The organism is Parabacteroides sp. 20_3, assembly GCF_964238835.1.
In the GTDB taxonomy this organism is placed as follows: domain Bacteria; phylum Bacteroidota; class Bacteroidia; order Bacteroidales; family Tannerellaceae; genus Parabacteroides; species Parabacteroides distasonis.
Window position 1 is genome coordinate 186,965 of record NZ_CAXSNO010000003.1, and the last position, 25,451, is coordinate 212,415.

Here is a 25,451-nt window from a genome sequence, read left to right on the forward strand (position 1 = left end):
AAATTCAGAATGTTACGGTAATTAATAGCGATCATTCTTGATATATTCTTTCCCGGGATCGTCCGAGTTCGAGTAGCGAAGCAGATGGTTTCTTCCTAGCGAAACAAAAGTTTCTATATGGGAAAACAGAAGTTTCTTCAGTACAAAACTTTAGTTTTCTTCTATGAAAACAAATGTTTTCCATGTGTAAAACTTTTGTTTTATACCATAAAAAACCACAAATACTTATATATTAATATTTTATCTATATAAAGAAAGGAAGAAAAACGGACTGATTATATACGTAGAGTGTAGAAAATTCCTTTGACGGCATGGCAAAGACACTTACTAAAAGCGGGAAATGATGGTAGATAAAGACTTACTATTGTAGATGTTTTCCTATCTACAACAATAGGATAAATATTTTAAAATCAAATGATTATAAGGATAGTTGTAGATATTGTACATAATTTTGATTATTTACATATAATAGACCGGGCTTAGCTTTTATATCACTCAAGTCCGGCCTATCGGTTGAGACCTATCCCGCATTTGTTTGGATCAGAGTCCCAGCTTCTCAGAGATCTCCAACATCTTCTTGATCGGTTTGATGGCCTTCTTCTGTACTTCCTTGTCCACGAATATCTCCGGCATCTCGAACTTCAAGCAATTATATAGCTTCTCCATCGTGTTCAAGCGCATGAAATTACATTCGTTGCAAGCGCAAGTACTGTCGTTCGGAGGAGCCGGGATGAATTCCTTATCCGGACTCTGCTTGCGCATCTCGTGAATAACGCCACTTTCCGTCGCTACAATGAATTGTTTCGCGTCGGACTTAATGGTATGCTTCAGCAAAGCCGCGGTCGATCCTACGAAGTCTGAGACCTGTATAACCGGCTGCTTGCATTCCGGATGGGTGATCACTTCCGCGTTCGGGTACTGTTTCTTCAAAGATAAGATCTTCTCCAATGAGAATTGCTCATGCACGTGGCAAGCGCCATCCCAAAGCAACATATTACGTCCCGTGATGCTATTGATATAATTACCTAAGTTACGATCCGGACCGAAAATCATCGGTGTACCTTCCGGGAAGCTCTCCACGATCTGGCGGGCGTTCGTGGAAGTAACCACCACATCCGTGACCGCTTTCACGGCGGCGGTCGTATTCACGTAAGAGATTACCGTATGACCGGGATGTTGCTTGACGAACTCGGCAAACTCCGGAGCCGGACAACTATCCGCCAAGGAGCAACCGGCATTCAAGTCCGGTACCAGCACTTTCTTATCCGGACAGAGGATCTTCGCCGTCTCTCCCATAAAGTGAACCCCACAAAGCACGATGATATCCGCCTTCGTCTTAGCCGCCCATTGTGCCAAGGCCAGACTGTCTCCCACATAGTCCGCTATATCTTGTATATCGCCTGTTTGATAGTAATGCGCCAAAATAATCGCATTCTTCTCTTTACGTAACTTGTCGATCGCTTCCTTAAGGTCTAAATCCTTAGGAACGGGCGCATCCATGTACCCGATTGATTGGTTTGTCAACATAGCCTTATATATTAATGATTCCTGTTTCTACTGCTCCCAATAGGCTTTTCACTATATATAAACAATATTATCCACAGAAAGTATTACTGATAATCTTCATCTTATCTAGTTTATCAACCTATTGTTCACAAAGCACAAAGGTATAAACTTTCTTCATTTATAGAAATAACAAGAAAGATTCTTATCTTTGCTGTCGATGGATGAGCTGTCGTGAACCATCAAGAGTTATCCACAATCATTATATTATATTCTTATTAATCTTTAATTTTAAAAATAAATATGATGAATATGATAGGCTGTTGAAATGGTTAATACATTTTTGTTACAATCTTTGGTTATTGACTTATTAAAGTCTGTGAACGGTTTATCAAAAGGATACCAACAGCATGGATGTCTATCTATAGATTGTAATTCTTATAGTTATAGACTTTATGAATATTTAGCTGTTTATTGTTGATAACCTTGATTGTGAAAAAATAGATCCTCCAGCAAGGCTGTCAATAGGTGTATAAGGGCTGTTGATAGCGCGTAATAAATAAGTGGCTTATTCATTTGCTAATTTGAGAAAGGGGGGTGTATGGACAAGTATTTGAATAAAGCAAGAAATATTTTTCATTTTATGTCCACTACTTATTAATAGCTTTTCAACGGCATATCCACGGATATTCGCTACTTTTGCGGTCAAAGATATTTGTTATGCGAAAATTAAAAGTAACCGAATTGAACCGCCTGACTCCCGAGGCTTTTAAGGAAAGTAAGAAGATACCTTTAATCGTTGTTTTAGACCATGTTAGAAGTCTAAACAACGTGGGTTCCGTGTTTCGTACCTCCGATGCTTTCCGGGTAGAGGCTATTTATCTTTGTGGTATTACGGCTTGCCCTCCGAATGCGGAGATCCATAAGACCGCTTTAGGAGCGGAAGAAACCGTAGATTGGGAATATTTCAAGGATACCCCGGAGGCTGTTGATAAACTGCGCCAAGAGGGGTATACGGTATGTGCCGTAGAGCAAGCGGAAGGTAGTGTCATGTTAGATAACTTGCAGTTAGACAAAACAAAGAAATACGCTATCGTCATGGGTAACGAGGTAAAAGGCGTTCAACAAAATGTGGTTGATAACTGTGATATATGTATTGAAATACCTCAATACGGTACAAAGCATTCCTTGAACGTATCGGTTACTACCGGTATCGTGATCTGGGATTTCTTCAAGCAACTATCAGATTAAACCATTCTCAACCAATACGACGACCCGTTCGGTCATGGCATCTTTACCTTTCGGGTCGTATTCCGATTTCAGACTGGCTCCGAACATTCCGGCGAAGAAATTCCAAAAGCCCGCACGGAAACTTCCTAGATAGGCTTTCAATAAATTGTAACTGGATTGATTACATTCCCTATCGATCAGTTTGATAAGTAGCTTACCTTGCGAGAAGGATAATTTTTTTAGTTCCGGTTTATATTGGGCGAACAACTCTTTCTCCATCCGTTTCAAGTGGGCTTGGCGGGCCTTGTCATTCGGTAAGGTTTCCATGTATTCGTAGGTCTCTATCAACGTATCATACACCATCTTGGCATAGGGCAAAGTACGCTTTACGTCTCGTACTAACTTATTGTACTTCGCTTGTTCACGCTTATTCTTAAACTTAACTTGAGGATATATGAAAACTTCCCGAAGGTTGACGACAGCCATTGTATCACCTTCATACAGTTGAGCTTTCTGATAACCTTCCGGAACAATATTTGTCTTTACCGCCTGCGCCATCCCTTTAAAGCTACAGAGAGCGAGTAGAGCCAAAATACAATATATCCCTTTTCGTATCATATACCGCGAAAATATAAATACTGCGTGACTCTCAGCATCATTTATCTGTTAATAACTTGCTAAATGAATATAAAACATTACATTTGCGCAATTGACAACAACTTAAGAATATATTAACTATGAAGAAAGAAGAAATTACCGCCCTATTCGGAAAATTCGAATCCATTTCATGTGAGGTAGAAGGCATAGAATGCTGGAGTGCCAGAGAGTTACAACCTCTATTAGGATATGCCAAATGGGATAACTTTATCAATAATGTAGTGGTGAAAGCCAAAGAAGCGTGCCGGAATGCGGGAGAAAATATAGAGGATCACTTTCCCGATGTCGGGAAAGTGATTATTGTGGGGCATGGTGCTGAGCAACAAATAAATGACATCTTATTAACACGCTACGCATGCTACTTAATCGCACAAAATGGTGATAGTCGTAAACCACAAGTAGCTTTCGCTCAGACTTATTTTGCGGTACAAACCCGTAAGGCCGAGGTGATTGAACAACGCCTATTGGATTGTGAACGCTTAAAGGCCAGAGAAAAATTAAGTCAGACTGAAAAACAATTATCCGGAATCTTATACGAAAGAGGTATTGATAATAAAGGATTCGCGATTATTCGTTCTAAGGGAGATCAAGCTTTATTCAATTTAAGTACACAGATGTTGAAAAAGAGAATGAACGTCCCCACGAATAGACCTATCGCTGATTTTTTACCGACTATAAGTATAAAAGCTAAAGACCTAGCGACTGAAATGACAAACGTAAATGTGCAAGCGAAGGATCTATATGGACAATCTCCTATTGAAAAAGAACATATTGATAACAATACTGCTGTACGTGATATGTTATTGCAAAGGGGGATTAAGCCTGAACAACTTTCTCCTAATGAGGATATTAAAAAGGTACAGCGTAGGATAAATAAGGATAATAAGAAAAACTTGAAGAATAAGTAGAAACCATACAAAATCTTAACTATGAAATATCTATTGCTATCCCTGTTTGCGGGGGTATTTTCATTGTATGTACATGGTGTTGATAACTTACGTTTACCGGATGTTCGTAGCGTGGGAATGGGAGGGAATGTGGCGACGCAATCTATTTTATTCAATCCGGCCCTTATTGTCGATAAAGAGAAAAAATCTATTCACTTAGAATACTTTAATCGGTACATGTTGAAAGAACTGGGTACGATGTCCGGTAGTTTTTATTATCCGAATCAACTATTATCCGCAGGTGTTGATATCTCTGTTTTCGGGTTTGATAAGTACAGGGAGATGATGGTTCGTGTGCTGGGAGGAAAACGCTTGGGGGATCAATGGGCGTTAGGGCTTGGAGTTCACTATAGTTTCTTGCAAACTGATCTATTGGAAAATACAAGATCCAGACTGTCAACAGATATTGGAATCACTTTCTCTTCTATTGATAAGTTGTTAATAGGAATGTTAATAATGAATTTTCCTTCTGTTTCTATAGGAGATAAAGATATTGAAATAGAAGATTTTAATTATTATTTAATTCAAATAAGTTTTCAATGGGAGATTATAAACAGTCTGTTAATTACAGGAAGTGTAGGAACGGAAAATGAAAACCTAGTTGTTGGAAACTTTGGTCTTGAATACACCGCTTTCGATTCTTTTTTTATTCGTGCCGGAATACAGACCGCTCCTCTCCTGCCCTCTTTAGGAATTGGTTATAACTTTTCTTGCTTTACGATAGATGTAGCCTCTATTTACCATCCGATTTTAGGGATGAGTACCGGTCTTGGTTTATCATTCTCTTTTTAAATGATACTTAGCTATGAAACGATTGTTTATAATCTTGTCGATAATCCTGTTGATAAATAGTTATTACGCTAATTCTCAAATAGAATATTCTGTTGATAAGTGGATGGAGTATGTAGAGGAACTAGCCTTGGAAACCGAGGATACGGAGCGTATCGAAAGTTTGTATGCCGATTTATCTTATTTAACTGAGCATCCTTTTGATTTGAATGCCGTGACGGAAGAACAACTGAAGCGATTACCTTTTCTATCCGATCGCCAAATCGAGCAGCTACTTTCCTACCGGAAACGATACGGAAATATGGTTAGCATCTATGAGTTGAAGAATATAGAGGATATCGATTTTCAGACGATATCTCTTCTCCTTCCATTTGTTTATATAGGTGATAATCTTGTTGAAAAACGGTTACTTACGGTTAAGAACCTGTTGAAATATGGTCGTAATGAATTACAAATCAGGTATGATCAATGTTTTCAACAGAAAAAGGGATATGGTGAACAAACGGACAGCATACTTTCGTTATATCCAAATCGTAAATATAGAGGAGAACCTTTCTATCACTCCTTACGTTATTCCTATACTTTCGAGGATCGTTTACAAGCAGGCTTCGTAGCCGAGAAAGATGCGGGCGAACCTTTTTGGAACGCATATCATAAAGGATATGACTTTTATTCCGCACATCTATTCCTAAAAGATATCAACTGGTTAAAAAGCTTGGCTATAGGGGATTACAAGATGTCTTTCGGACAAGGTCTGGTGATTAGCAATGACTTTTCTCCTAGTCGTACGGCAGTAGTCGCTCAAGCGGAGCGAAGGACAAATGGCTTCCGTAGGCACTTCTCAACCAATGAACAGGATTTCTTCCGAGGGGTGGCTAGTACGATCACGATTAAAAACTTGGATATAAGTGTTTTCTATTCGTACCGGAAAATGGATGCGGCCGTAGATAGCTTGACATTCACCTCATTAAAAACGGATGGACTTCATCGTTTACAACGGGATTGGGAAAAGAGGAAAATGATAACGATGCAGGTATATGGAGGAAATATCCGCTATGCTACATCTCATTTTCATGTAGGTTTAACGGCTCTCTCCTATTCATTCGGTAAGTTTAAGATGGACCCCGATCCAAAACCTTATAATTTGTTCTATTTCAGAGGTTCCAACAATTTCAACATCGGTGTTGACTATATGTTGAAAAGTAACCGTATTAAGTTTTATGGCGAAACTGTCCTTTCGAAAAACGGAGCTATTTCTACCTTGAATGCCTTGCAGTTAACACCCGCTTCTTATATATCTTTCTTGGTATTATACCGTTATTACGACCGCCGTTATCAAGCTTTGTTTGGAAATGCTTTCTCGCAAGGCTCTACGGTTCAAAACGAGCAAGGGGTTTATATGGGATTGCAATTAACCCCGATCGCCCGCTGGAAATTATCCGTTTATGCGGACTTATTCCGTTTTCCTTGGTTGAAATACGGGATAGACGCTCCTTCCGGAGGACAGGAATATATGGCTCAGATAGATTATACCCCTAGTAGAAACTATTCAGCTTATCTTCGTTATAAATACCGGCAAAAAGAAAAGAATGGAACTTTTGAAAATGATAATTTATTGAGAATCAATTCTTATAAACAACATCGTATTCGTTTTCAACAGGTTTATAACTTTTCTTCTCCTTTTATTTTTAAGACTTCCTTAGATGGTATTCTATTCGATGATCCTATAAAGAAACTTAATAAAGGAATTATGATATCCCAAAGTATAGGCTGGAAGCCCACTACCCTACCTCTTCAAATGGATGGTTATCTAGCGTGGTTTCATACGGATGATTACAATAGCCGGGTCAGTTCGTATGAGAAGAATATATTGTATGCCTTTAATATGCCCTCTTTTTATGGCGATGGGATGCGGTTTGCCCTTACCTTTCGTCTGGATATTTGGAAACGTTTATCCTTGTCTGCGAAACTGGCTCACACCCATTATTGGGACAGGGATTTGATAGGTACTGATACGGAGGAGATAAGCGGTTCTGATAAAACAGATCTTTATGCTTTGCTTCGCTGGAAATTTTAGAGTAGATTTGCGTGGGTAAAAACAAACAGCGCTATGTCTACAATTCTTTTTGATAAAATAGTATTTGGCCCGATACATAGTCGGCGTCTAGGTGTCTCTTTAGGGATGAATTTACTTCCTACAGACGGGAAATTATGCTCTTTTAATTGCATTTATTGCGAATGTGGATTGAATGAGAATCATAGGACCCATAGTAAACTGCCTACTCGTACGGAAGTGAGGGAAGCCTTGGAGCAAAAACTAAATTCCATGAAAGCGGAAGGGATCACTCCGGATGTAATTACATTCGCCGGAAACGGAGAGCCTACGATACACCCGGAATTCGGTGGAATCATTGATGATACGGTCGCTATCCGGGATCGGTTTTTCCCTGACGCTAAAATCGCCGTGCTTTCTAATTCTACAATGCTCCATAAAGAGGAGGTCTTTCAAGCCTTGAATAAAATAGAGGATAACATATTGAAACTGGATTCTGTATTAGACAGTCGGATTCGGCAGATAGATGTACCTAATTCTCCGGCGTTTAATTTCGAGTCTTTATTAAAACAATTATGTCGTTTTAACGGAAACTTGATTATACAGACCATGTTCTTGAAGGGGGAATTAAACGGGGAATCGGTTAATAATATGACAGAAGAGGAGATAGCGGGCTGGATTTCCGCCTTAAAACAAATCCGTCCGAAACAAGTCATGATTTATACGATAGATAGGGAAACCCCGGTTAAAGCTTTGAAAAAAGCTACTAAAGAAGAATTAGATGCGATTGCGGAGCGGGCCCGGAAGGAGGGTTTTGACGTGACGGTATCTTATTAAACTAACTAATTTAGAGAAACACAATAAGTAGTATGAGAACATTCAGTAAAAAGAAAAAATTGCCTCGACTCTTGACGTTCTGTGGAGCGGTAGCGGTCTCAGCATTGCTAGGAGGATGTGGGCAGAGTGGTGTTCCGGCGGAATCTTTCGATCGGTCGGATTATTATACCAGAGGTATCGGTTCGTATCCGGGAGATCCGGGGGAGGATTTCTCTCCTTCATTACGTCCGGATCATTCCACGTATCGTAACATAGCTCTTTTGCGTAGCGCTTACAACTCCTCCAGTTATGATTACAATCTAACGGCTCAACTGGTGACGGATGGTGTTATTAGCGATAAACAGCCTCAGTATCTGGATCTTTCCACACAAAATGGGGAGATTGCTCGTCGTGAGCGTGAGTGGATGATCGATCAAGGTCCTTATTCTCGTAATGCGGTTACGGGCGAGGATGCCTATTTCTTGTTCACGCTGAATAACTGGAAAGAGAAAGCCGACAAGGTACAATTTCGCGGCAGCGTGGCTTATGACGAGAATAAGATTAAGGATGGATATGAGATTGTTTGCGAGGGATCGAATGATGGAAATACTTGGACGGAATTGGCTGCCTTAAAGGGTAAAGGTATGCCGGGTAAGGCCAGCAAATATAAGGCCCATTCGGACCCGAATAAGAATAGCTGGGATCCGGGTACGTTGCCCACCCGTATGTTGAATGAGACTTTGACATTCGATCAACCGGGTGAATATGCTTATTATCGGATGCGATTGAAAATGGAAGGTGCCGCTTATTGGGCATTCTTCGAGATGAATTTCTATAACCAAGATAAGTTGATAGATTTGCTTCCTTCCAAATTCTTTAATAGCGCTTGGATGAGTGCCACGACAGGAGAGGAGTGGGTCTATGTAGACTTGGGTAGCCAATCCGAATTCGACAAAGTAAAATTACATTGGATCAATAAAGCGATCAAGGGTAAGATTCAAGTTTCCGACGACGCGAAACAATGGGTTGACATAGCGAATCTTCCGGGTGGAGATGCTAATCTGGATGAGATCAAGCTAAAAGGAAAGGGCCGCTACGTACGGGTATGGATGGAGCAACCGGCTAATGACGGACGCTATATCTTAAGCGAGATAGAGGTGATGGGTAAAGGTGGCTTGCTTGCCCAACCGGCTGCTGCTCCGGCTTCTACAAAAGACGAGATCCGTTTGTCGGGCGGAAACTGGAAAGTACAACGAGCTTCCGAGGTAACCGCTTCTGGTGAGGAAATATCGAAACCTTCTTTCTCTCCGGAAAATTGGATCGTGGCGACCGTACCGGGAACGGTATTGAGCAGTTATAAGAATATCGGAGCTATCCCGAATCCGAATTACGCAGATAACTTGATGCAGATATCCGAGTCATTCTTCAACTCTAATTTCTGGTATAGGGATGAGTTTGAGGTACCCGAAGGATTCAAGCAAGACCGTTTGTTCTTGAATTTCGATGGTATCAACTGGAAAGCGAATGTATATTTGAACGGTAACAAGATCGGCCGTATCGAGGGAGCGTTTATCCGGGGTGTATTTGACGTTACAGACAGGGTCGTACCGGGTAAGAACGTTGTCGCGGTGGAGATCATCAAGAATGAGCATATCGGCGCTATCAAGGAGAAATGTGAGAAGAATACGGATTTCAACGGTGGTATCTTAGGCGCTGATAACCCGACCTTCCACGCTTCGATCGGTTGGGATTGGATCTCGACGATCCGTGGTCGTAATATCGGTATTTGGGATGATGTGTACTTGACTTCTACAGGCAAGGTAACGATTCAAGACCCGTTCGTACAGGTTGTATTACCGTTGCCGGATACGACTTCCGCTACCTTGACTCCGGAAGTGATCGTGAAGAACCATGATGCCGCTCCCGTGAAGGGTATATTGACAGGAAAGATCGGTGATATCACTTTCGAGCAACCGGTGGAATTGGCCGCCAACGAGGAGAAGAGCGTTGCTTTCGACCCGAATACCTTTAGCCAATTGAAGGTTCAGAATCCACGTTTGTGGTGGCCTAAAGGGTACGGATCTCCTTATTTATACGACGCTAATTTCACCTTTAAGGTAGGTGATAAGGTATCCGACTCTGAGGATTTCAAGGTAGGTATCCGACAAATGACCTTCAATGAGAATAATAGTATCTTGAGTCTCTTTATCAATGGTCGTCGTTTTATAGGCCGTGGCGGTAACTGGGGATTTGGTGAGTCTAATCTGAATTACCGGGGTCGTGAGTACGATATCGCCGTGGCTTACCATGCCGATATGAACTTTACGATGATGCGTAACTGGGTAGGACAGATTGGCGATAAAGAATTATATGAGGCTTGCGACCGTCATGGTATCATGATCTGGCAAGATTTCTGGTTGGCGAATCCTTCCGACGGACCCGATCCTTATGATCCGGAGATGTTTATCGCTAATGCTGAGGATTATGTGAAACGTTTCCGTAACCATGCCTCTATCGGTATTTATTGCGGGCGCAACGAGGGCTTCCCGCCGGAGCAGATCGACAAGGCTTTACGCCGTATCGTGAAAGAGGATCATCCGGGCTTACATTATATCTCCAGCTCGGCGGATGAGGTGGTAAGTGGCCATGGCCCGTACCGTGCGCTTCCTGTTAAAGAATACTTTAGCTTGAAGAATGGTAGTGATAAGTTCCATAGTGAGCGGGGTATGCCTAACGTGATGAATTACGAGAGCTTGGTTCGTACTTTCTCTCCGGAAGCGCTTTGGCCGCAAAACGCTCAATGGGGACAACACGATTATACGATGGAAGGCGCCCAGTCTTGCGCTTCTTTCAACGCTATCATCGAAAAGGGCTTTGGCAAGCCGAACAACGCCAAGGAATTCGCCGATCTGGCTCAGTGGGTAAACTATGATGGTTACCGGGGTATGTTCGAATCGAGAAGCTTGAACCGTAAGGGATTATTGCTGTGGATGACGCATCCGGCATGGCCTTCTATGGTATGGCAGACCTATGACTATTATTTCGAGCCTACCGCCGCTTATTTTGGCTGTAAGAAAGCTTCCGAGCCTTTGCATATCCAATGGAATCCGGTTACGGACGAGATCGAGGTAGTGAACTATAGCGCCGGCGTACGTAATGGTTTGACGGCAAAGGCTCAAATCATCAATATGGACGGTTCTATTTCATGGGAAAACGAGGTTTCCGTGGATAGTAAGGAAGATACGACCAACAAATGTATGAAACTGGATTTCCCAGCTAGCGTATCCAGCGCTCATTTCGTCAAGTTGACGTTGACCGAGAACGGTAAGATCGTATCGGATAACTTCTATCTGCGTGGCGTAGAGGAAGGCAACTACCAAGCTCTGCGTGAGATGCCAAAGGTTACTTTACAATCCAACGTGACAACCAATAAGGGTAATGACGGTACTTGGACCGTTATCGCTACCTTAGAGAATACTTCATCCACCCCGGCTCTAATGATTCGTGTGAATGTAGTGGGCGAGAAGGATGGCGAGCAATTCCTCCCCGTCTTCTATAGCGATAACTATTTCTCATTGCTCCCGGGCGAGAAGAAAGAGATCAACATCCATTGGAAAGATGTAGATACGAGAGGCGAGACTCCGAAGGTGGTTATCTCCGGTTATAATGTAGAGTAATAGATAGATTAATCCTCTAGGTCAAAAGATTTTGATCTAGGGGATTTTTTATATCCAAATGCATACCTTTGTGAAAATTTTATCTTTAACTACATGTGAGAATTGAATATGAATTTGAAGGAATATCTTAATAAACCTACGTACGCTATAGATAGACCATGGGTGATCGTTCTGTTAAACTCGATGGTAGTGGCGTTAATACTCGCTATTTTCGAGCCTTTTCACTATCGGCTAAATAGCGTGATACAGTTTTGGGTATTATGGTGTTTCGTAGGCTTGACATTTATATTTTCTGTTGTCGCTTTTGTCTTGTTTCCTAAATTATTCAAACGTTTTTATGATCCTGAACGATGGACTATTGGTAAAAACTTACTACATTGTTCCTGCTTTTTGTTATTTTTGGGACTCGCTTGTTTCATTTATGACTATTACTTCTTGATGCGAATGGACTTTTGGAGTGATTTAGATACGACTATTTTTTATAAAATGTTGCTTATAGATGTGTCAGCGGCGATCACGATTGTTATTATTCCCCTTATTTTCGGATTTTTCATTATAGAGAATAATGCTTTGAAACGTAATTTGCAAGAAGCGAAAAGGATGAATAAACTATTATCCGAACGAAATATACAAGAAGAGAAAGGGGGTGATGCCATAATCCTGTCCGGCGATACAAAAGAATCGATTTGCGTACTTCCGGATAATATTATGTATATGGAATCTTCTGGTAATTATGTAGATGTCTGTTATAGAGAGGAAGGGAATATGAAGCATAAACTTCTCCGTTCCACGATCAAGCAAATGGATGAGATGATGGAGAAATATGGTTGTTTTGTCCGTTGTCACCGGGCTTATATCGTAAACGTGAATAAAATCATGAACATAAACGGTAATGCGCAAGGCTACCGTTTGAATTTGGAGGATACACAACAAGAGATTCCTGTCTCACGTACCTATCTAAAAGACTTTAAGAGTTTTCTTAATAAGGAAAACTAGGTTGTATTTTATCCCTAAAACTTGTGATAAGGCACAGATTTCCATGTTTTATCACCAAATCTTGACATCTATCCCTATTGTTTGACTGGCTTTTTTACCCACTTTATATTTGCTGAAAAATCAATTGCAAAAATAATCAGCGATATGGAAAAGTCAGTAGTAAAAAAGATTCTTATTAATGTTATGTTGTTATTATTTGTGGCTGTCAATGGATCGGCGCAATTTATCACCGGCTCAATTACGGATCGTCAGGGTTTACCTGTGGAATTTGCTAATATAGTATTGTTATCTGTTCCGGATTCTTCTTTCCTTCAAGGTACGGTTAGTGATGAGAGTGGTAGTTTTCGCATTCAAACAGGAGATTCTATATCTATACGAACTTATGTGATCAAAATATCTTCGATCGGTTATCAAACCATCTACCGAGATACACGAGCCGGTAATATGGAAAATATCGTTTTGTCGGATGAGGCGATCTTGTTGGATGAGGCCGTTGTCATAGGGAAACGACCGGATTTCCAGATCAAAGACGGTACCTTGACAACCCGCATAGAAAACAGCCTGCTAAGCAAATCCGGGACAGCGAACGACGTATTGAAGTATATTCCCGGCATACAAGGCAAAGAGGGGGAGTTTCAGGTGTTCGGTAAAGGTATTCCTGTTATATATATCAATGGACGTGAAGTAAGGGATCTCTCCGAACTGGATCGTCTTAGCTCTTCTGAGATTCGTCAAATAGAGGTGATTACTAATCCGGGATCACGTTATGGGGCGGAAGTGAAATCGGTTATCCGTATTAAGACTATAAAGCGTGAAGGTGAAGGGATGAGCTTTGAGGCTCGCTCTACTTGGGGACAGTCGCAAAACACGGATTTTACGGAACAATTGAATTTAAACTACCGTCATAATAATCTGGATGTATTTGCTATGTTTCAATATGTGCATAACAACTATTTGCTCATCAATAATGTAAGTCAGCAAGTATATGTCGATACGCTTTGGCGGCAAGAGAATCGGATGGAGCAGCATTCATTGGATAATGATTACCGGGGAGAGCTGGGAGTGAATTATCAAGTTAACGATAACCATTCTTTGGGTGTCCGTTATATAATGTCTGCCTCTCCAGAAAATAAAATAAGGGGACAAACAGAAAGTCGGATTGATGCCAATGATGATTTCTATGACTATTTATTGAGCGAGAGTTATAGTACGACCGTGAAACATCCAGCTCACCAAATCAACGTTTATTATTCGGGAGCCGTAGGGAAGCTTTCTTTGGATTTCAATGCGGATATGCTAAGGAGCGAAGCGAGGACAGGAAATGAGGTAATAGAAAACAGTCAAGAGCAAGAAAGTCGTATCGTGACCTCCACTAATAATGTGGACAATAAGTTATACGCCGCTAAATTGATTGCTTCCTATCCATTAGCAGGTGGTAATTTGAGCCTAGGCTCGGAGTTTACCAGTACCCGCCGTACAGACTTATTTACTAATCCACAGGAAATCCTTCCTACAACTGATAGCCATATCCGGGAAGATCGTGCGGGAGCTTTCGCTGAATATAGTAAGTTTATCCGTATCGCCTACCTAAATATGGGTTTGCGTTATGAACATGTTTCAACAGAACGTTCCTATGATAATTTTTTTCCAAATGTCTCGTTATCCACGCAAATAGGAAAACTACAAACCCAACTTGGTTATACGACGAAAACGAAACGCCCTACTTACGCTCAATTGTCAAGTAATATGAACTATATCAATCGGTTTACCTATATGAACGGTAATCCGGCGTTAAAACCTACAAACCTACACGATATCACTTTATCAGGCAGTTATGATTGGTTTCAATTTATGTTGAGCTACCAGAGAGAAAAAGACGTTATTCTTTATATGACGGATCAATATGAGAAAAATCCCGCTATAACGATCATTACGCATCGTAATTATGACCGGATTGATAACGTATCGGTGTTTTTGATAGCGTCTCCTATTATAAAGAAGTGGCATCCTCAACTCACGATAGGTTTACAGAAACAATGGATGGATATTGAGCATAATAGTAGGATGCTTTCTATGGATAGACCGTTGTTTATCGGCCGGTTTAACAATGGAATTCAATTTCCTTATGGATGGACACTACATGTAGATTTGTTTTTTCAGGGTAAAGGTGATTTCCAAAATATTTATATCAACAAGAACGTGTTTATGATGGATGCCTCGCTCACTAAGTCTTTCTTTGATGACCGTCTTTCCTTTAATCTACAAGGTATTGATCTTACGCATGGGCGTAAAGATGGCAACGTGATTTATAACAAACACATGGATCTGACGGTGAATAATGTAACCGATAGCCGTGAGGTACGACTGACCGTTCGCTATAAGTTTAATACGACCAAAAATAAGTATAAGGGAAAAGGAGCCGCTGAGGAGGAAATAAGAAGGCTCTAAGAAACCCGTCTCTATGGGGTATTTCTCATTTATATAGTAGCCTCGATCACTACGAGGCTACTATATGAATATTGCTTTTATAGCTTTATATAAATCTTCTTCTTATACAAGAAATATCCCGGTATCCAGTTTAATACCACGAAGAAGATAGCCCAAGCCAGCGATCCTCCGAAATCGCCGAATATCGGCCTGAACAGATCCATATACATAAAGGCGGAGATACCGCTCATTCCCAGCAATACGGCCAATATATCCCCTTGTACATACAGATACAACGGGTTGATACCGAACGACTCAAAGAATAACGTCCATTTCTTCTTCCCGTTTATACCGATGATCCAGATTAATAAAGCGAGAAATAAGGAGGCGAATCCGCAAGTTACCAAGACAAACGTGCTACTCCATATCTTCTTATTGATCGGGCAGCCGTAACTTAGTAAGAAACCGATAAAAAGAATAATCGTACCGAAAATGAAGATATTACGGATAATCAACTCATTGTTCTTTTTACAATCCTGTATTACCTTTCCTACGTAGAAACCGAGTAATACATGCGCTATGCTACCGATGCAGCTCAAGAGCCCTTCTGGATCAAAGGCGATCCGTGTACCATCTGCCATATCATCGTGATACATATGCGATGTACCGAATAAAGTTCTGTCCACGATCGCTATAATGCTATCCTCCGACATTTCCATACTATGCGTGAAACCTAGTAATGCCCAGTAAAATATCAATATACCAGCGGCTACCTGCAAAATATACTTATGATTAATCGCTAATCCTATCAACGACCCGAAGCCGTATGCCAGCGCCAACCTTTGCATCACCCCAAGGATACGTAAATTCTGGAAATCGGTAAATCCATTGTAGCAAACATGCCCGAACAGATTCAGCCCTAATCCCACGAGGAATATCAATACCGTGCGTCTCAATACTTTCGTCACGCTTTCTTTCGACAGCTTGAAGTTATATTTCCGAAGTGAGAAAAACATGGAGACCCCCATGATGAACATAAAGAACGGAAATACCAAATCGGTGGGAGTGAGGCCGTTCCAACGTGCATGCTCTAAAGGCGTATATACATACTTCCATGACCCGGGGTTGTTTACCAAAATCATCCCCGCGATCGTAATTCCCCTCATCACGTCGAGGGATAGCAATCTTCCGGATTGTTGTGCCATATTGATAGTAGATTAAAAAGTTACCAATAAAAGTCCAAAGATAATTGAATTTCCTACAATATCCCTGCCTTCGGGAATACTGTTTTTAGTATATTGAAAATCAGATGTATAAAAACATGTACATGTTTTCGGAAAAACACGTACGTCTTTTTTCGGAAACACGTACGAGAATTTATGAAAACACGTACGTGTTTTTCCAAAAAGATGATGGAGATATCCAAGCGATAAGAATTTTATACAATAAGCCTAATAATCAATTATTCTTTAAGGTTTGATGAAAAATATGCCTATCTTGCGCATAGAATCTAAAGATAGGAACCAATGAGGCATTTGCTTATTTTGATATCGCTATTATCCACACTCTCATTTATAGGTTGTCGAGATGAGAGCGATGCCATATACCTAATCGATCGTGCGGAATCCTTGTTGAAATCCGATCCGGATAGTTCCCATATCCTATTGGATAGCATAGCCGTGCCCGATAATTTGAGTGATAAATTATTGGCTCGTTGGTGTATGCTATCCGGTAAAGTGGCGGACACGTTATATACGGATCTGCCCTACGTACAGCAATTGCGGCGTGCGCAAGCCTATTACGAGTCGCACGGAACGGGGCAGGAGCAAGCGAGGATCGGTTTGTACTTGGGGCGTTCGTATGTGGAGGATAAGGATAACGAGCTGGCTATGAAGGCTTATTTACAGGCGTTGGATATCGCTTTACGTTGTCATGACTATAATCAAGCCGGGTATATTTGTAGCTATATGGGAGACTTGTATCATTTTGACGGTGACTATTTATTAGGAAAAGATAAATATAAAAAAGCGGAACAGTACTTTCGAAAGGTCGGAAATATGCGGAGCGCAGCTTTCGCTTTGCGGGATGTGGGACGTATGTATGTTTTTGCGGATTCGTCAGAGGTCGGGTTGAGATATTTGCTAGAAGCTGATACTATTATAGCGGAACTAGGGGATTCTTCTGATATAGGATATATATCCAATGGGATAGGAAATGTTTATAGTGTGTTAGGCAATATAGAACTCGCTAAGCAATACTTATGGAAATCAATAAATGTTTCTGAATTGGATAATGCTCCAGACTATTCCGCTTTAGCCGGTGTCTATATAGAAGAAGGAGATTTCAAGAATGCTCGCCTATGTTTAGAGCAAGCGAACATCATACCAACCCTAAATGAAAATACGCATATCTCCATAATTTATAATTATTATGAACTGGAAAAAGCAGAAGGTAATATAGAAAATGCTTTAACCTATTTAGAGCAATATAATGAAGCCGCAGATTCTATCTTAGCATTACAAAATAAAGCGAATATCGTAAAGACAGAAAAAGAGTATAATCATTTAAAAATATCGTTAGAAAATACCCAATTAAAGGTGGATAAACAATGGACTTTTATACTTCTTGTTACTTCTATTACTGTTTGTCTATTATTGTTATTCGTTTATCAGTTGCAAATGAATAAGAAAAATAAGAGAATATATGTCCAGCAAATCGATATTGAGCAAAAGAATATTGAATTATTGAAACTGCAGAATAGCTTGAATATAAAACAACTTGAGCTTCAGGATTTATTCGATAAGTTATCAAAAAAAGATGAATTACTCAATATATCTGATTCTAGAGCGAAGTTAGAGGAGCGATATGAACGAACGAAACAAGAAGAAAAATCCATTATCCAGAGAATCGCAGAACAGCGTAATAATCTGTTTTTATCATCTATGATAGCAAGGAAAGTGATTAAACTATCCCAAAAAGTAATTCCTGGTACGACAAAATCCCCTCTTTCAGAAAAATATTGGCGAGATATTATTACTCAAGCAAATGAGGTCTACCCATCTTTAGAAAAGAAATTCTCTGAGTTCAATATGACTCTTGCGGATTTACGCTATTGTTATTTAGTTTTATTTCATTTAGATACGATCAGTGAGGCTATTCTATTAAACATTCAGCCGGATTCTGTAAATAAGCGTCGCCAACGTGTACGTCAGAAGCTAGGAATTATAGGGGAGGAGCTAGATTTGTATACCTATATTATTAATATGATGTAACTTTTTGTTTATTAGATAGATATATGTATATATCCATGAAATGTTTGTCCTATTCATGAATTTATAATTTATTAATTATCAGTAAATTATAAATTGAGTTTGTCCGTCACTTATTAGCCCTTTTTCTTTGTTATTCGAGCTATTAGCCTGTTCTTCGCATCCAAATCAAAAAATGAGATGAGAAATGAAATTATTTAAATTTTTATTTGTAGTAATGTCTTTGTTAAGTGCTATTCCCTGTTTTGGTAGGCGGGTTCACTTAGATGGTAACTGGAAGCATTCAAAAAAATCTATTCTCGTAGATTTGCCTATGGACGCTTCTATTGAAGAAGCTAGTGGAGAACTGATAGTGAACTTCCATGAAAATGTAGGTAATGTGCGTGTTATCGTTACTAGTTCTACGGGAGAAGTGATCTATAATGAAATGGTACAAACGAGTACTATGCCATCTTTGGTAATACCTTTAAAAGATCAAGAAAAAGGTGTGTTGCAAATAACAGATGGTTATAACAATGTATATGGATTCTTATTTCTATAGATTTTATTAATTAAAATATTAATTATAAATAATAGTTATTATGAAAAAATAATTAAAATAATGTTTTCCTTATCAGTATTATTATTAATGTCTTGTGTAGAGGAAATAGATTATAGTTTACCAAGAAATGAAGTAAGCCGTAATATTACCACTGTTAGTAGTGATACAATAACAAATCATGAATTATTAGAAGAATTTAGTAAGGCATTAGCTTATAGTTTAGATTCTTCAATAGAATTAAGGCGTATTATTAAAAATGAAGCTTTAAAGATGTTTGATTATGATTATGATGTATTATATTTATCTATTAATTCTTATAGATTAACTTCTGGAAAAACGGTTGATGAATTAATGAGCTTGTATATGGATATAACTAGATTAGAAAAAATAAAACAATTATTTTCAACCTTAACTATATTTGTACCAGAATTGCCTGATAACAGTTTTTCTGCTGAACTTTGGAATGTGGAGAGTGAAGTTCCATATACAGCTTTAAGAGTTAAAAATAGTAATGATGTAATGGGCTATGGAGTAAATAAAGAATTCTTAATACCATCAAATGAAATTCCTAAATATCCTATTGTAGTAGTGAAGTTAAATGAAAGAGTGGTTTCTGTAAATAAGGCTCAAAGGAATTTGTCACCGATGAGTATTATAAATCCTGATATTGTATTCTTTAGTGATGTATTTGATAATACAGAGAATGCTTCTTCAGTCATACAGAATAGAAATTTTTCTAGTGGTGATACTAGAGATCGCACAGGATCAATACCTGAAAATATGAAAAAGGTTTATGAAGCCTACGACGTATTTGCTGCAACAAATGAATGGCCGAGAGATTATATATATTATGGCTTGACTCCTCAACAGCCAAAAGGACCTTTCAATCGAGATTTTAAGGAAAGTTTGGTGTATTTTAAATTATTAGGAGATCCACGTACAGTTATGAACAAAATTTGTGATCAAAGTGAAGATCCTAGAATTGATGGAAATACTCATCAAGAAACAGGAGGTGGTCGTCCCGGAGGTAGTACTATTCTTACACCATGGACAGACGGATCACTTGAATTTATAGTAAAAGTGTATGTTGCAAATCAAGCTGGTATAGGTAATGAATATATTAACAATTTTATAGTTAAACCATCTGCATTGTTTAAAATAACACCAAAAGATCCGCTTAGTAGTAAATTCGAAGTTAAATCAATAGAGTTAACAGATGGAATAGCTTTGGACCTTCCATTATTCGAATGGAATATAGAGAATTATGGTGCAATAATAAAAATAGCGATAGAAGAACTAGATATTAGTGAAACTATTCAAAGTGTAGAATCTTCAACAGCTACATTTGCAACTAATTTTGGATTTGATCCATCTTTTGGAGAAAAAGTAAAGATTGGTTTAAAATTTGGAGCTACAGCAACTACATCAAAAACAGTTTCATATACAGTTACTAAAAGTTTAGCTAGTGATGAATTAGGTCAAGTTATTGTTAATTTTGAAGATAAAATTCTAAAATCAAAGAAGAATTTATCAACTGGAAGGGATTGGAAACCTGACTATACAGATAAATATAGGACTGGATGGTATCAATTAGCACTAAGTCCATTAAAATATAATTAATTTTTGTGGTTTGATATTTTTTTGACTGTAATATGTAGAGATAATCTTAAAAATAATATCTATATTTAAGATAGAATGTACGAACTGATTCTGTTAAAGTAGGTAATTGATAAATAAGAATTATATTTATATAAAATTATTGTAATATGAAACAGGTAATCTATTTTTTATTTAGTATGTTATTATTTTTGTCTATATCTTGTAATAAAGGTGAAGATATTTCTTTTGAAGAAACTCCTTACTATTTGGGGTACTTTGAAGGAAAGGTGAATAGTCAAGATATTTCTATAGCTAATCAGTCGAACTCTCATTCTTTTATTGATCATGGAAATTTTTGGCAGGAGGTAAATACCGATTTAAGCGGTTTCTATTGGGAGATACCATTAGGAGTGCATATCTCTGACTATCCTTATCCTATGCTGAGGATCTCATTGATTCCATTGAGAGAAGGAGAATATCTGATCGATAAGGGTAAATTATTGAATGAAGAGATAGAATCTACTGTTAGGATCACGAAAGATGACGCTAAAATAGTGTATCATCCACTGAAATCTTCATTTCGGATACAAGTGGATAGTATTCGTTTTCATGAGGGAAGTGGTACCCCTTATATTGAAGGGAAGATGGAAGGCATCCTATATAATATAGAGAATTCGGAAGATTCGATCGTCATAAAAGATGCTATATTCGGAATACACTAACTTGGAGCCGAATAATGATATAGAAGCAATATTTAGATTGAATGGGAGTTCTATATCATGATATGTCGAACTTTTATTCAATCTAAATATTAATATTAATACCTTGTAAGTAATGAAGAAGTTGTTTGTTCTGTTAATATTGCTTTTATCTTTTGGTCGATCGCAGGCCGCTGATATAGAAGCTCGTACCGGAATACTAGGAGGAGATGGATGGGGGCTTCAGACGGGGGCGTATATAAACTTTCCACAATCACGGTTGTTTTCTATACAAACGGGATTGTTGCTGCATACCGCAGGGAATTCGTTTTCATATGGAGATGATTGGAATATTGATTTTTTTGTACCCGTGTATGCTTCTTTTCATATTCCGTTGAGCGATAAAGTGAATCTCCGATTAAATGCGGGTGCTTACACCGGTAGTGGTGAATATTGGAATCTGGGAGCTACGGCGGCGGCCGGTATAGAGGTAAAAAGATTTTATGTGGGAGTGAACTATTTCCAGAATTGTGTCAATGACCGGGATTTGAAATTGGGGTTGTCGGTTGGATATAAATTCACATTATTTTAATCTTTTATATATTTTGAGGATAGGGGTATTTGAGCGTTTCCTGTCTTACGATAAAAACAACGAGAATTATGGAGTCAACAAGTAAAAAACAGAATACCCCTAAACTTTGGTACTGGGGGGAACCTAAAGGAGGAATGAGCCTTGAGGATTGTGAGAAAATAGTAAAAGAGATCCCGCATTTTGACAGGAAAACCCGGCTTGCGGATATGTATATAGCTTTTGTTTGACAGCAAGGGTTTCATTGTGGCATTTAACATAAAGAAGAGAGCCTGTTTTTATACATCGCTCTCTTTTTTTTATAACTTAGCCCCCAATTACTAAATCGAAGAACATGAAAAAGACTTTTTTATTAGCGATAGCCTTGTTGTGCTTTTGCGCCCCGATGAGCTTATTCGCACAAAAACAGCTTGCTTTCAAGGATGGGAAATTCAAGATCGTCCAATTTACAGACATTCATTGGGATCAGAAATCATCTAAATGCGCTAAGACAGTCGCTACGATACAATCCGTATTAAAGGCGGAGAATCCGGATGTGGCAATGCTGACGGGCGACGTGGTGACAGCAAACCCCGGTTTGGAAGGATGGAAGTCGGTGATCGGGATCTTTGAGGAGGCCAAGATACCGTTTACGGTCATGATGGGAAATCATGACGCGGAGATCGTCCCCAAGGACGAGATTTATGCCATGCTTAGTAAATCACCTTATTTTATGGGCGAGAAGGGACCGGGTGATATCCATGGAGCCGGAAACTATGTGGTACCGGTCTACAGTTCGGACGGAAAGAAACCGGCGGCCTTATTGTATTGTATCGACTCCAACGATTATCCTACGCTGAAGGATTATGGCACGTATGATTGGATTCATTTCGACCAGATCCATTGGTATCGTGAGCAAAGTATGCGCTATACCAAGGAAAATGGCGGCAAACCGTTGCCAGCCTTGGCTTTTTTCCATATTCCTCTGTTGGAATATAATGAGATCGTTGGGGCGGAGACTACATTAGGACAGAAAGAAGAGGGAATCGCCTCTCCCAAGATCAACACGGGCTTCTTCGCTTCCTTGGTGGAAATGAAGGATGTGATGGCTACTTTTGCCGGGCACGATCATGATAACGATTATATAGGAATGTTATATAATGTGGGGCTAGCTTTCGGGCGTGTATCCGGATGGGACGCTTATGGAGATTTCGAGCGGGGTGGCCGTATCATTGAATTGCGTGAGGGCAAGTTTGAGTTTGATTCATGGATTCGTACCTCGTCCGGAAAGGAATATACGTATTATTATCCGTCTGGCCTGACCTCTAAGGATGAGGAAACGATGGAATTCTTACCCGCCAAAACGGTAGAACCTAAAAAGCACGGGGTAGCTTATACCTATTATGAAGGTAAATTTAAACATACGGATCAGATCGTTTCCGGGACAAAAGTGAAAGAGGGTACGATGAAAAATATCTCTATTCAGGAGGCTCCGGCCAAGGATCATTTCGCTTATGAGTTCCGTACGTTGATAAATATCCCTGAAAAAGGTGTATATCGCTTTTATACGTATTCGGATGATGGTTCCAAACTATTTATAGACGGGAAAGCTATTGTTGATAATGATGGCTCGCATAACGCTCGTATAGCGAAAGGAAAGGTGGCGTTAGACGCTGGTTTCCACGAATTACGTGTTTTGTATTTCGAGGATTATATGGGCGAGGCCTTGGAGGTCGGGGTTTCCAGCCGTAAAATAAAGGAAGCTGTCTTACCAGAGGACTGGTATTATTTACCGGAATAAATATCCAGTTGTAGAGACGCAGCATGCTGCGTCTCCCACTGTCTGATAGTATCTTAGTCTTGTACGGCAGCTTTCGCTTTCTCTACTGCCTCATTGATATTACTGCAAATATTTTCTGCGCCAATCTTCTTATCGAATCCGGATTTTGTTAATACACGATGTACATGTTCATTGACCCCGGAAAGTATCATATGGATATGCTCTGCCTCGGAAAGACGGAAAAGACTTTCCAAGTTATGCAGACCGGTAGAATCTATGAACGAAACCTTACGCATACGGATGATGCGGACTTTCGGTTTATCTCCCATACTTTTCATGATGCCGTCGAACTTATTCGCTACGCCGAAAAAGAACGGACCATCGATCTCGTATACCTCTACACCTTTAGGCAGGGAGAGGACTTCCTCGTCATGATGAATCTCGCCCTCGTCGGAAAGATCGATCTCATCCGTGGTGACGGATACATGCGTGGTCTCGGCCACACGGCGCATAAAGAATAACATGGCGATCAAAAGACCGATCTCGATAGCGATCGTAAGATCAAAGATAACCGTCAGGAAGAAAGTCACCAACAAGACGGATACGTCGCTTTTCGGGTTTTTCATCAAGGAACGGAACGTACGCCACTCACTCATATTATAGGATACGATGATCAATACGCCAGCCAGACAAGCCATTGGAATGTGTTTGGTAAGCGGTCCGAGGAAAAGCAAGATCAATAATAATACGATGGCGTGAATAATACCGGCAACCGGAGTTCGTCCACCATTATTTATATTGGTCATTGTGCGGGCGATGGCGCCGGTCACGGGAATACCGCCAAAAATAGGAACGATGATATTCGCCGCGCCTTGGGCGATTAGTTCCGTATTCGAATTATGCTTGTCGCCTGTCACACCATCCGCTACCGTAGCGGATAATAAAGACTCGATAGCCCCGAGGATAGCGATCGTAAAGGCGGAGGGAAGCAATAAGTTGATAGTTTCCATATTAAACGTGATCGGAGCCGGGGCTGGCAAGGAAGCGTTAATAGTAAACCGGTCTCCAATCGTCTCGATACCTGTAATACCCAAATGATTACGCATAATGTAAACAACGATCGTCATGATGACGATAGCGATCAAGGAACCCGGAATTTTCTTCGTTAGCCTCGGGCTTAACGTAATGATCAGGATACTAATGATACCGATAACGAATGCCCAAGGGTTAACCGTATCGAACGCCCCGAAATATGCGATCCATTTAGAGATGAAATCGGCGGGGACTTTATCCATAGTCAATCCAAATAAGTCTTTCATTTGTGTCGTGAAGATAGTGATAGCGATACCACTCGTGAAACCTACGACAATCGGGTAGGGGATAAACTTAATCACGGTACCGAGCTTCAACACGCCCATCAATACCAGAATAATACCCGCTATGACGGTAGCGATGGCAAGCCCTTCGATACCGAAGTTCTGTATAATGCCATAAACGATCACGATAAACGCTCCGGTAGGTCCGCCGATCTGTACGTTGCAGCCTCCTAAAAGGGAGACAATGAATCCACCGATAATAGCCGTGATCAATCCTTTTTCCGGACTTACCCCGGAGGCGATACCAAAAGCGATGGCGAGTGGTAGGGCAACTATGCCGACAATTATACCCGCCATGAGATCCGTCATGAACCTCTCTTTGGAATAATTTCTCAGCGCCGTAAAGAGCTTGGGCTGAAAATCAAATTTGTTCTTCATTTTTCTTCTTGCCTGTTTGATTTGAGGATGCAAAGTTAATAAAATAAAGAAGATGCAAAAAATCTAAAGACGCATTCCGATTTTGTGTAAACAATTTAGGAGGATTTGTTGTTTCATAATATAAAGGTAGAGAAGTTGCTCCTTGAT

At 39.8% G+C, this 25,451-nt stretch carries 19 protein-coding genes; 15 read left to right on the top strand and 4 right to left on the bottom strand.

Annotated elements, in window-relative coordinates; all coding sequences use genetic code 11:
• Nucleotides 1-540: 540 nt before the first annotated feature.
• On the bottom strand, nt 541-1,527 hold the full coding sequence (gene nadA / locus ACESPU_RS07725) for a quinolinate synthase NadA (protein WP_217773040.1): 987 nt from the start codon (nt 1,525-1,527) through the stop codon (nt 541-543).
• 696 nt (nt 1,528-2,223) lie between these two features.
• On the opposite strand from nadA, the gene ACESPU_RS07730 reads away from it, so the two are divergent.
• On the top strand, nt 2,224-2,754 hold the full coding sequence (locus tag ACESPU_RS07730) for an RNA methyltransferase (RefSeq protein ID WP_005863736.1): 531 nt from the start codon (nt 2,224-2,226) through the stop codon (nt 2,752-2,754).
• Here the strand turns inward: ACESPU_RS07730 and ACESPU_RS07735 are convergent.
• On the bottom strand, nt 2,746-3,351 hold the full coding sequence (locus ACESPU_RS07735) for a DUF4294 domain-containing protein (RefSeq protein ID WP_008778681.1): 606 nt from the start codon (nt 3,349-3,351) through the stop codon (nt 2,746-2,748). The two genes, ACESPU_RS07730 and ACESPU_RS07735, sit on opposite strands and share 9 nt — an antisense overlap.
• Before the next feature lie 119 nt (nt 3,352-3,470).
• Here ACESPU_RS07735 and dinD point away from each other — a divergent pair, with 119 nt between their 5' ends.
• From dinD to ACESPU_RS07770, 7 genes are all read left to right on the top strand, one after another.
• Complete coding sequence (dinD, locus tag ACESPU_RS07740; protein WP_005863734.1) at nt 3,471-4,298, top strand: DNA damage-inducible protein D; 828 nt, start codon at nt 3,471-3,473, stop codon at nt 4,296-4,298.
• 21 nt (nt 4,299-4,319) lie between these two features.
• On the top strand, nt 4,320-5,129 hold the full coding sequence (locus tag ACESPU_RS07745; protein ID WP_009016541.1) for a hypothetical protein: 810 nt from the start codon (nt 4,320-4,322) through the stop codon (nt 5,127-5,129).
• A 13-nt stretch (nt 5,130-5,142) separates the two neighbouring features.
• Nucleotides 5,143-7,203 carry a ComEA family DNA-binding protein gene (locus ACESPU_RS07750; RefSeq protein ID WP_373133243.1) on the top strand — a complete coding sequence of 687 codons (2,061 nt, stop codon included), beginning with the start codon at nt 5,143-5,145 and terminating at the stop codon, nt 7,201-7,203.
• 33 nt (nt 7,204-7,236) lie between these two features.
• Nucleotides 7,237-8,016 (top strand): radical SAM protein, encoded by a 780-nt coding sequence (locus tag ACESPU_RS07755; protein WP_172514247.1) that lies wholly within the window; start codon nt 7,237-7,239, stop codon nt 8,014-8,016.
• A 32-nt stretch (nt 8,017-8,048) separates the two neighbouring features.
• Nucleotides 8,049-11,672, top strand: coding sequence for a sugar-binding domain-containing protein (locus tag ACESPU_RS07760; protein WP_373133244.1), 3,624 nt, complete (start codon nt 8,049-8,051; stop codon nt 11,670-11,672).
• Nucleotides 11,673-11,780: 108 nt separating this feature from the next.
• Entirely contained in the window at nt 11,781-12,668 is an 888-nt protein-coding gene (locus ACESPU_RS07765; RefSeq protein ID WP_048926950.1) for a LytTR family DNA-binding domain-containing protein, read from the top strand.
• A gap of 144 nt (nt 12,669-12,812) precedes the next feature.
• On the top strand, nt 12,813-15,116 hold the full coding sequence (locus ACESPU_RS07770) for an outer membrane beta-barrel protein (RefSeq protein WP_122297652.1): 2,304 nt from the start codon (nt 12,813-12,815) through the stop codon (nt 15,114-15,116).
• A 77-nt stretch (nt 15,117-15,193) separates the two neighbouring features.
• Here the strand turns inward: ACESPU_RS07770 and ACESPU_RS07775 are convergent, their stop codons facing one another.
• Entirely contained in the window at nt 15,194-16,300 is a 1,107-nt protein-coding gene (locus ACESPU_RS07775) for an acyltransferase family protein (protein WP_158532969.1), read from the bottom strand.
• A gap of 486 nt (nt 16,301-16,786) precedes the next feature.
• Between ACESPU_RS07775 and ACESPU_RS07780 the strand changes: the two genes are divergently transcribed.
• From ACESPU_RS07780 to ACESPU_RS07810, 7 genes are all read left to right on the top strand, one after another.
• Nucleotides 16,787-18,367 (top strand): hypothetical protein, encoded by a 1,581-nt coding sequence (locus ACESPU_RS07780; protein WP_227154459.1) that lies wholly within the window; start codon nt 16,787-16,789, stop codon nt 18,365-18,367.
• A 184-nt stretch (nt 18,368-18,551) separates the two neighbouring features.
• On the top strand, nt 18,552-18,905 hold the full coding sequence (locus tag ACESPU_RS07785) for a DUF3244 domain-containing protein (RefSeq protein WP_048926953.1): 354 nt from the start codon (nt 18,552-18,554) through the stop codon (nt 18,903-18,905).
• A 60-nt stretch (nt 18,906-18,965) separates the two neighbouring features.
• On the top strand, nt 18,966-20,525 hold the full coding sequence (locus ACESPU_RS07790; protein WP_008778942.1) for a hypothetical protein: 1,560 nt from the start codon (nt 18,966-18,968) through the stop codon (nt 20,523-20,525).
• Nucleotides 20,526-20,671: 146 nt separating this feature from the next.
• Nucleotides 20,672-21,226 carry a DUF5025 domain-containing protein gene (locus ACESPU_RS07795; RefSeq protein WP_008778943.1) on the top strand — a complete coding sequence of 185 codons (555 nt, stop codon included), beginning with the start codon at nt 20,672-20,674 and terminating at the stop codon, nt 21,224-21,226.
• Nucleotides 21,227-21,338: 112 nt separating this feature from the next.
• Complete coding sequence (locus ACESPU_RS07800) at nt 21,339-21,794, top strand: hypothetical protein (protein WP_005863718.1); 456 nt, start codon at nt 21,339-21,341, stop codon at nt 21,792-21,794.
• A gap of 68 nt (nt 21,795-21,862) precedes the next feature.
• Nucleotides 21,863-22,021 carry a hypothetical protein gene (locus tag ACESPU_RS07805; RefSeq protein WP_005860331.1) on the top strand — a complete coding sequence of 53 codons (159 nt, stop codon included), beginning with the start codon at nt 21,863-21,865 and terminating at the stop codon, nt 22,019-22,021.
• Between the two features lie 104 nt (nt 22,022-22,125).
• A complete protein-coding gene (locus ACESPU_RS07810) occupies nt 22,126-23,571 on the top strand; it encodes a PA14 domain-containing protein (protein WP_048926955.1) in 1,446 nt (481 codons plus the stop codon).
• Nucleotides 23,572-23,624: 53 nt separating this feature from the next.
• Here ACESPU_RS07810 and ACESPU_RS07815 read toward each other — a convergent pair whose 3' ends face one another.
• Nucleotides 23,625-25,304, bottom strand: coding sequence for a SulP family inorganic anion transporter (locus ACESPU_RS07815; protein ID WP_005860327.1), 1,680 nt, complete (start codon nt 25,302-25,304; stop codon nt 23,625-23,627).
• Nucleotides 25,305-25,451 lie beyond the last annotated feature (147 nt).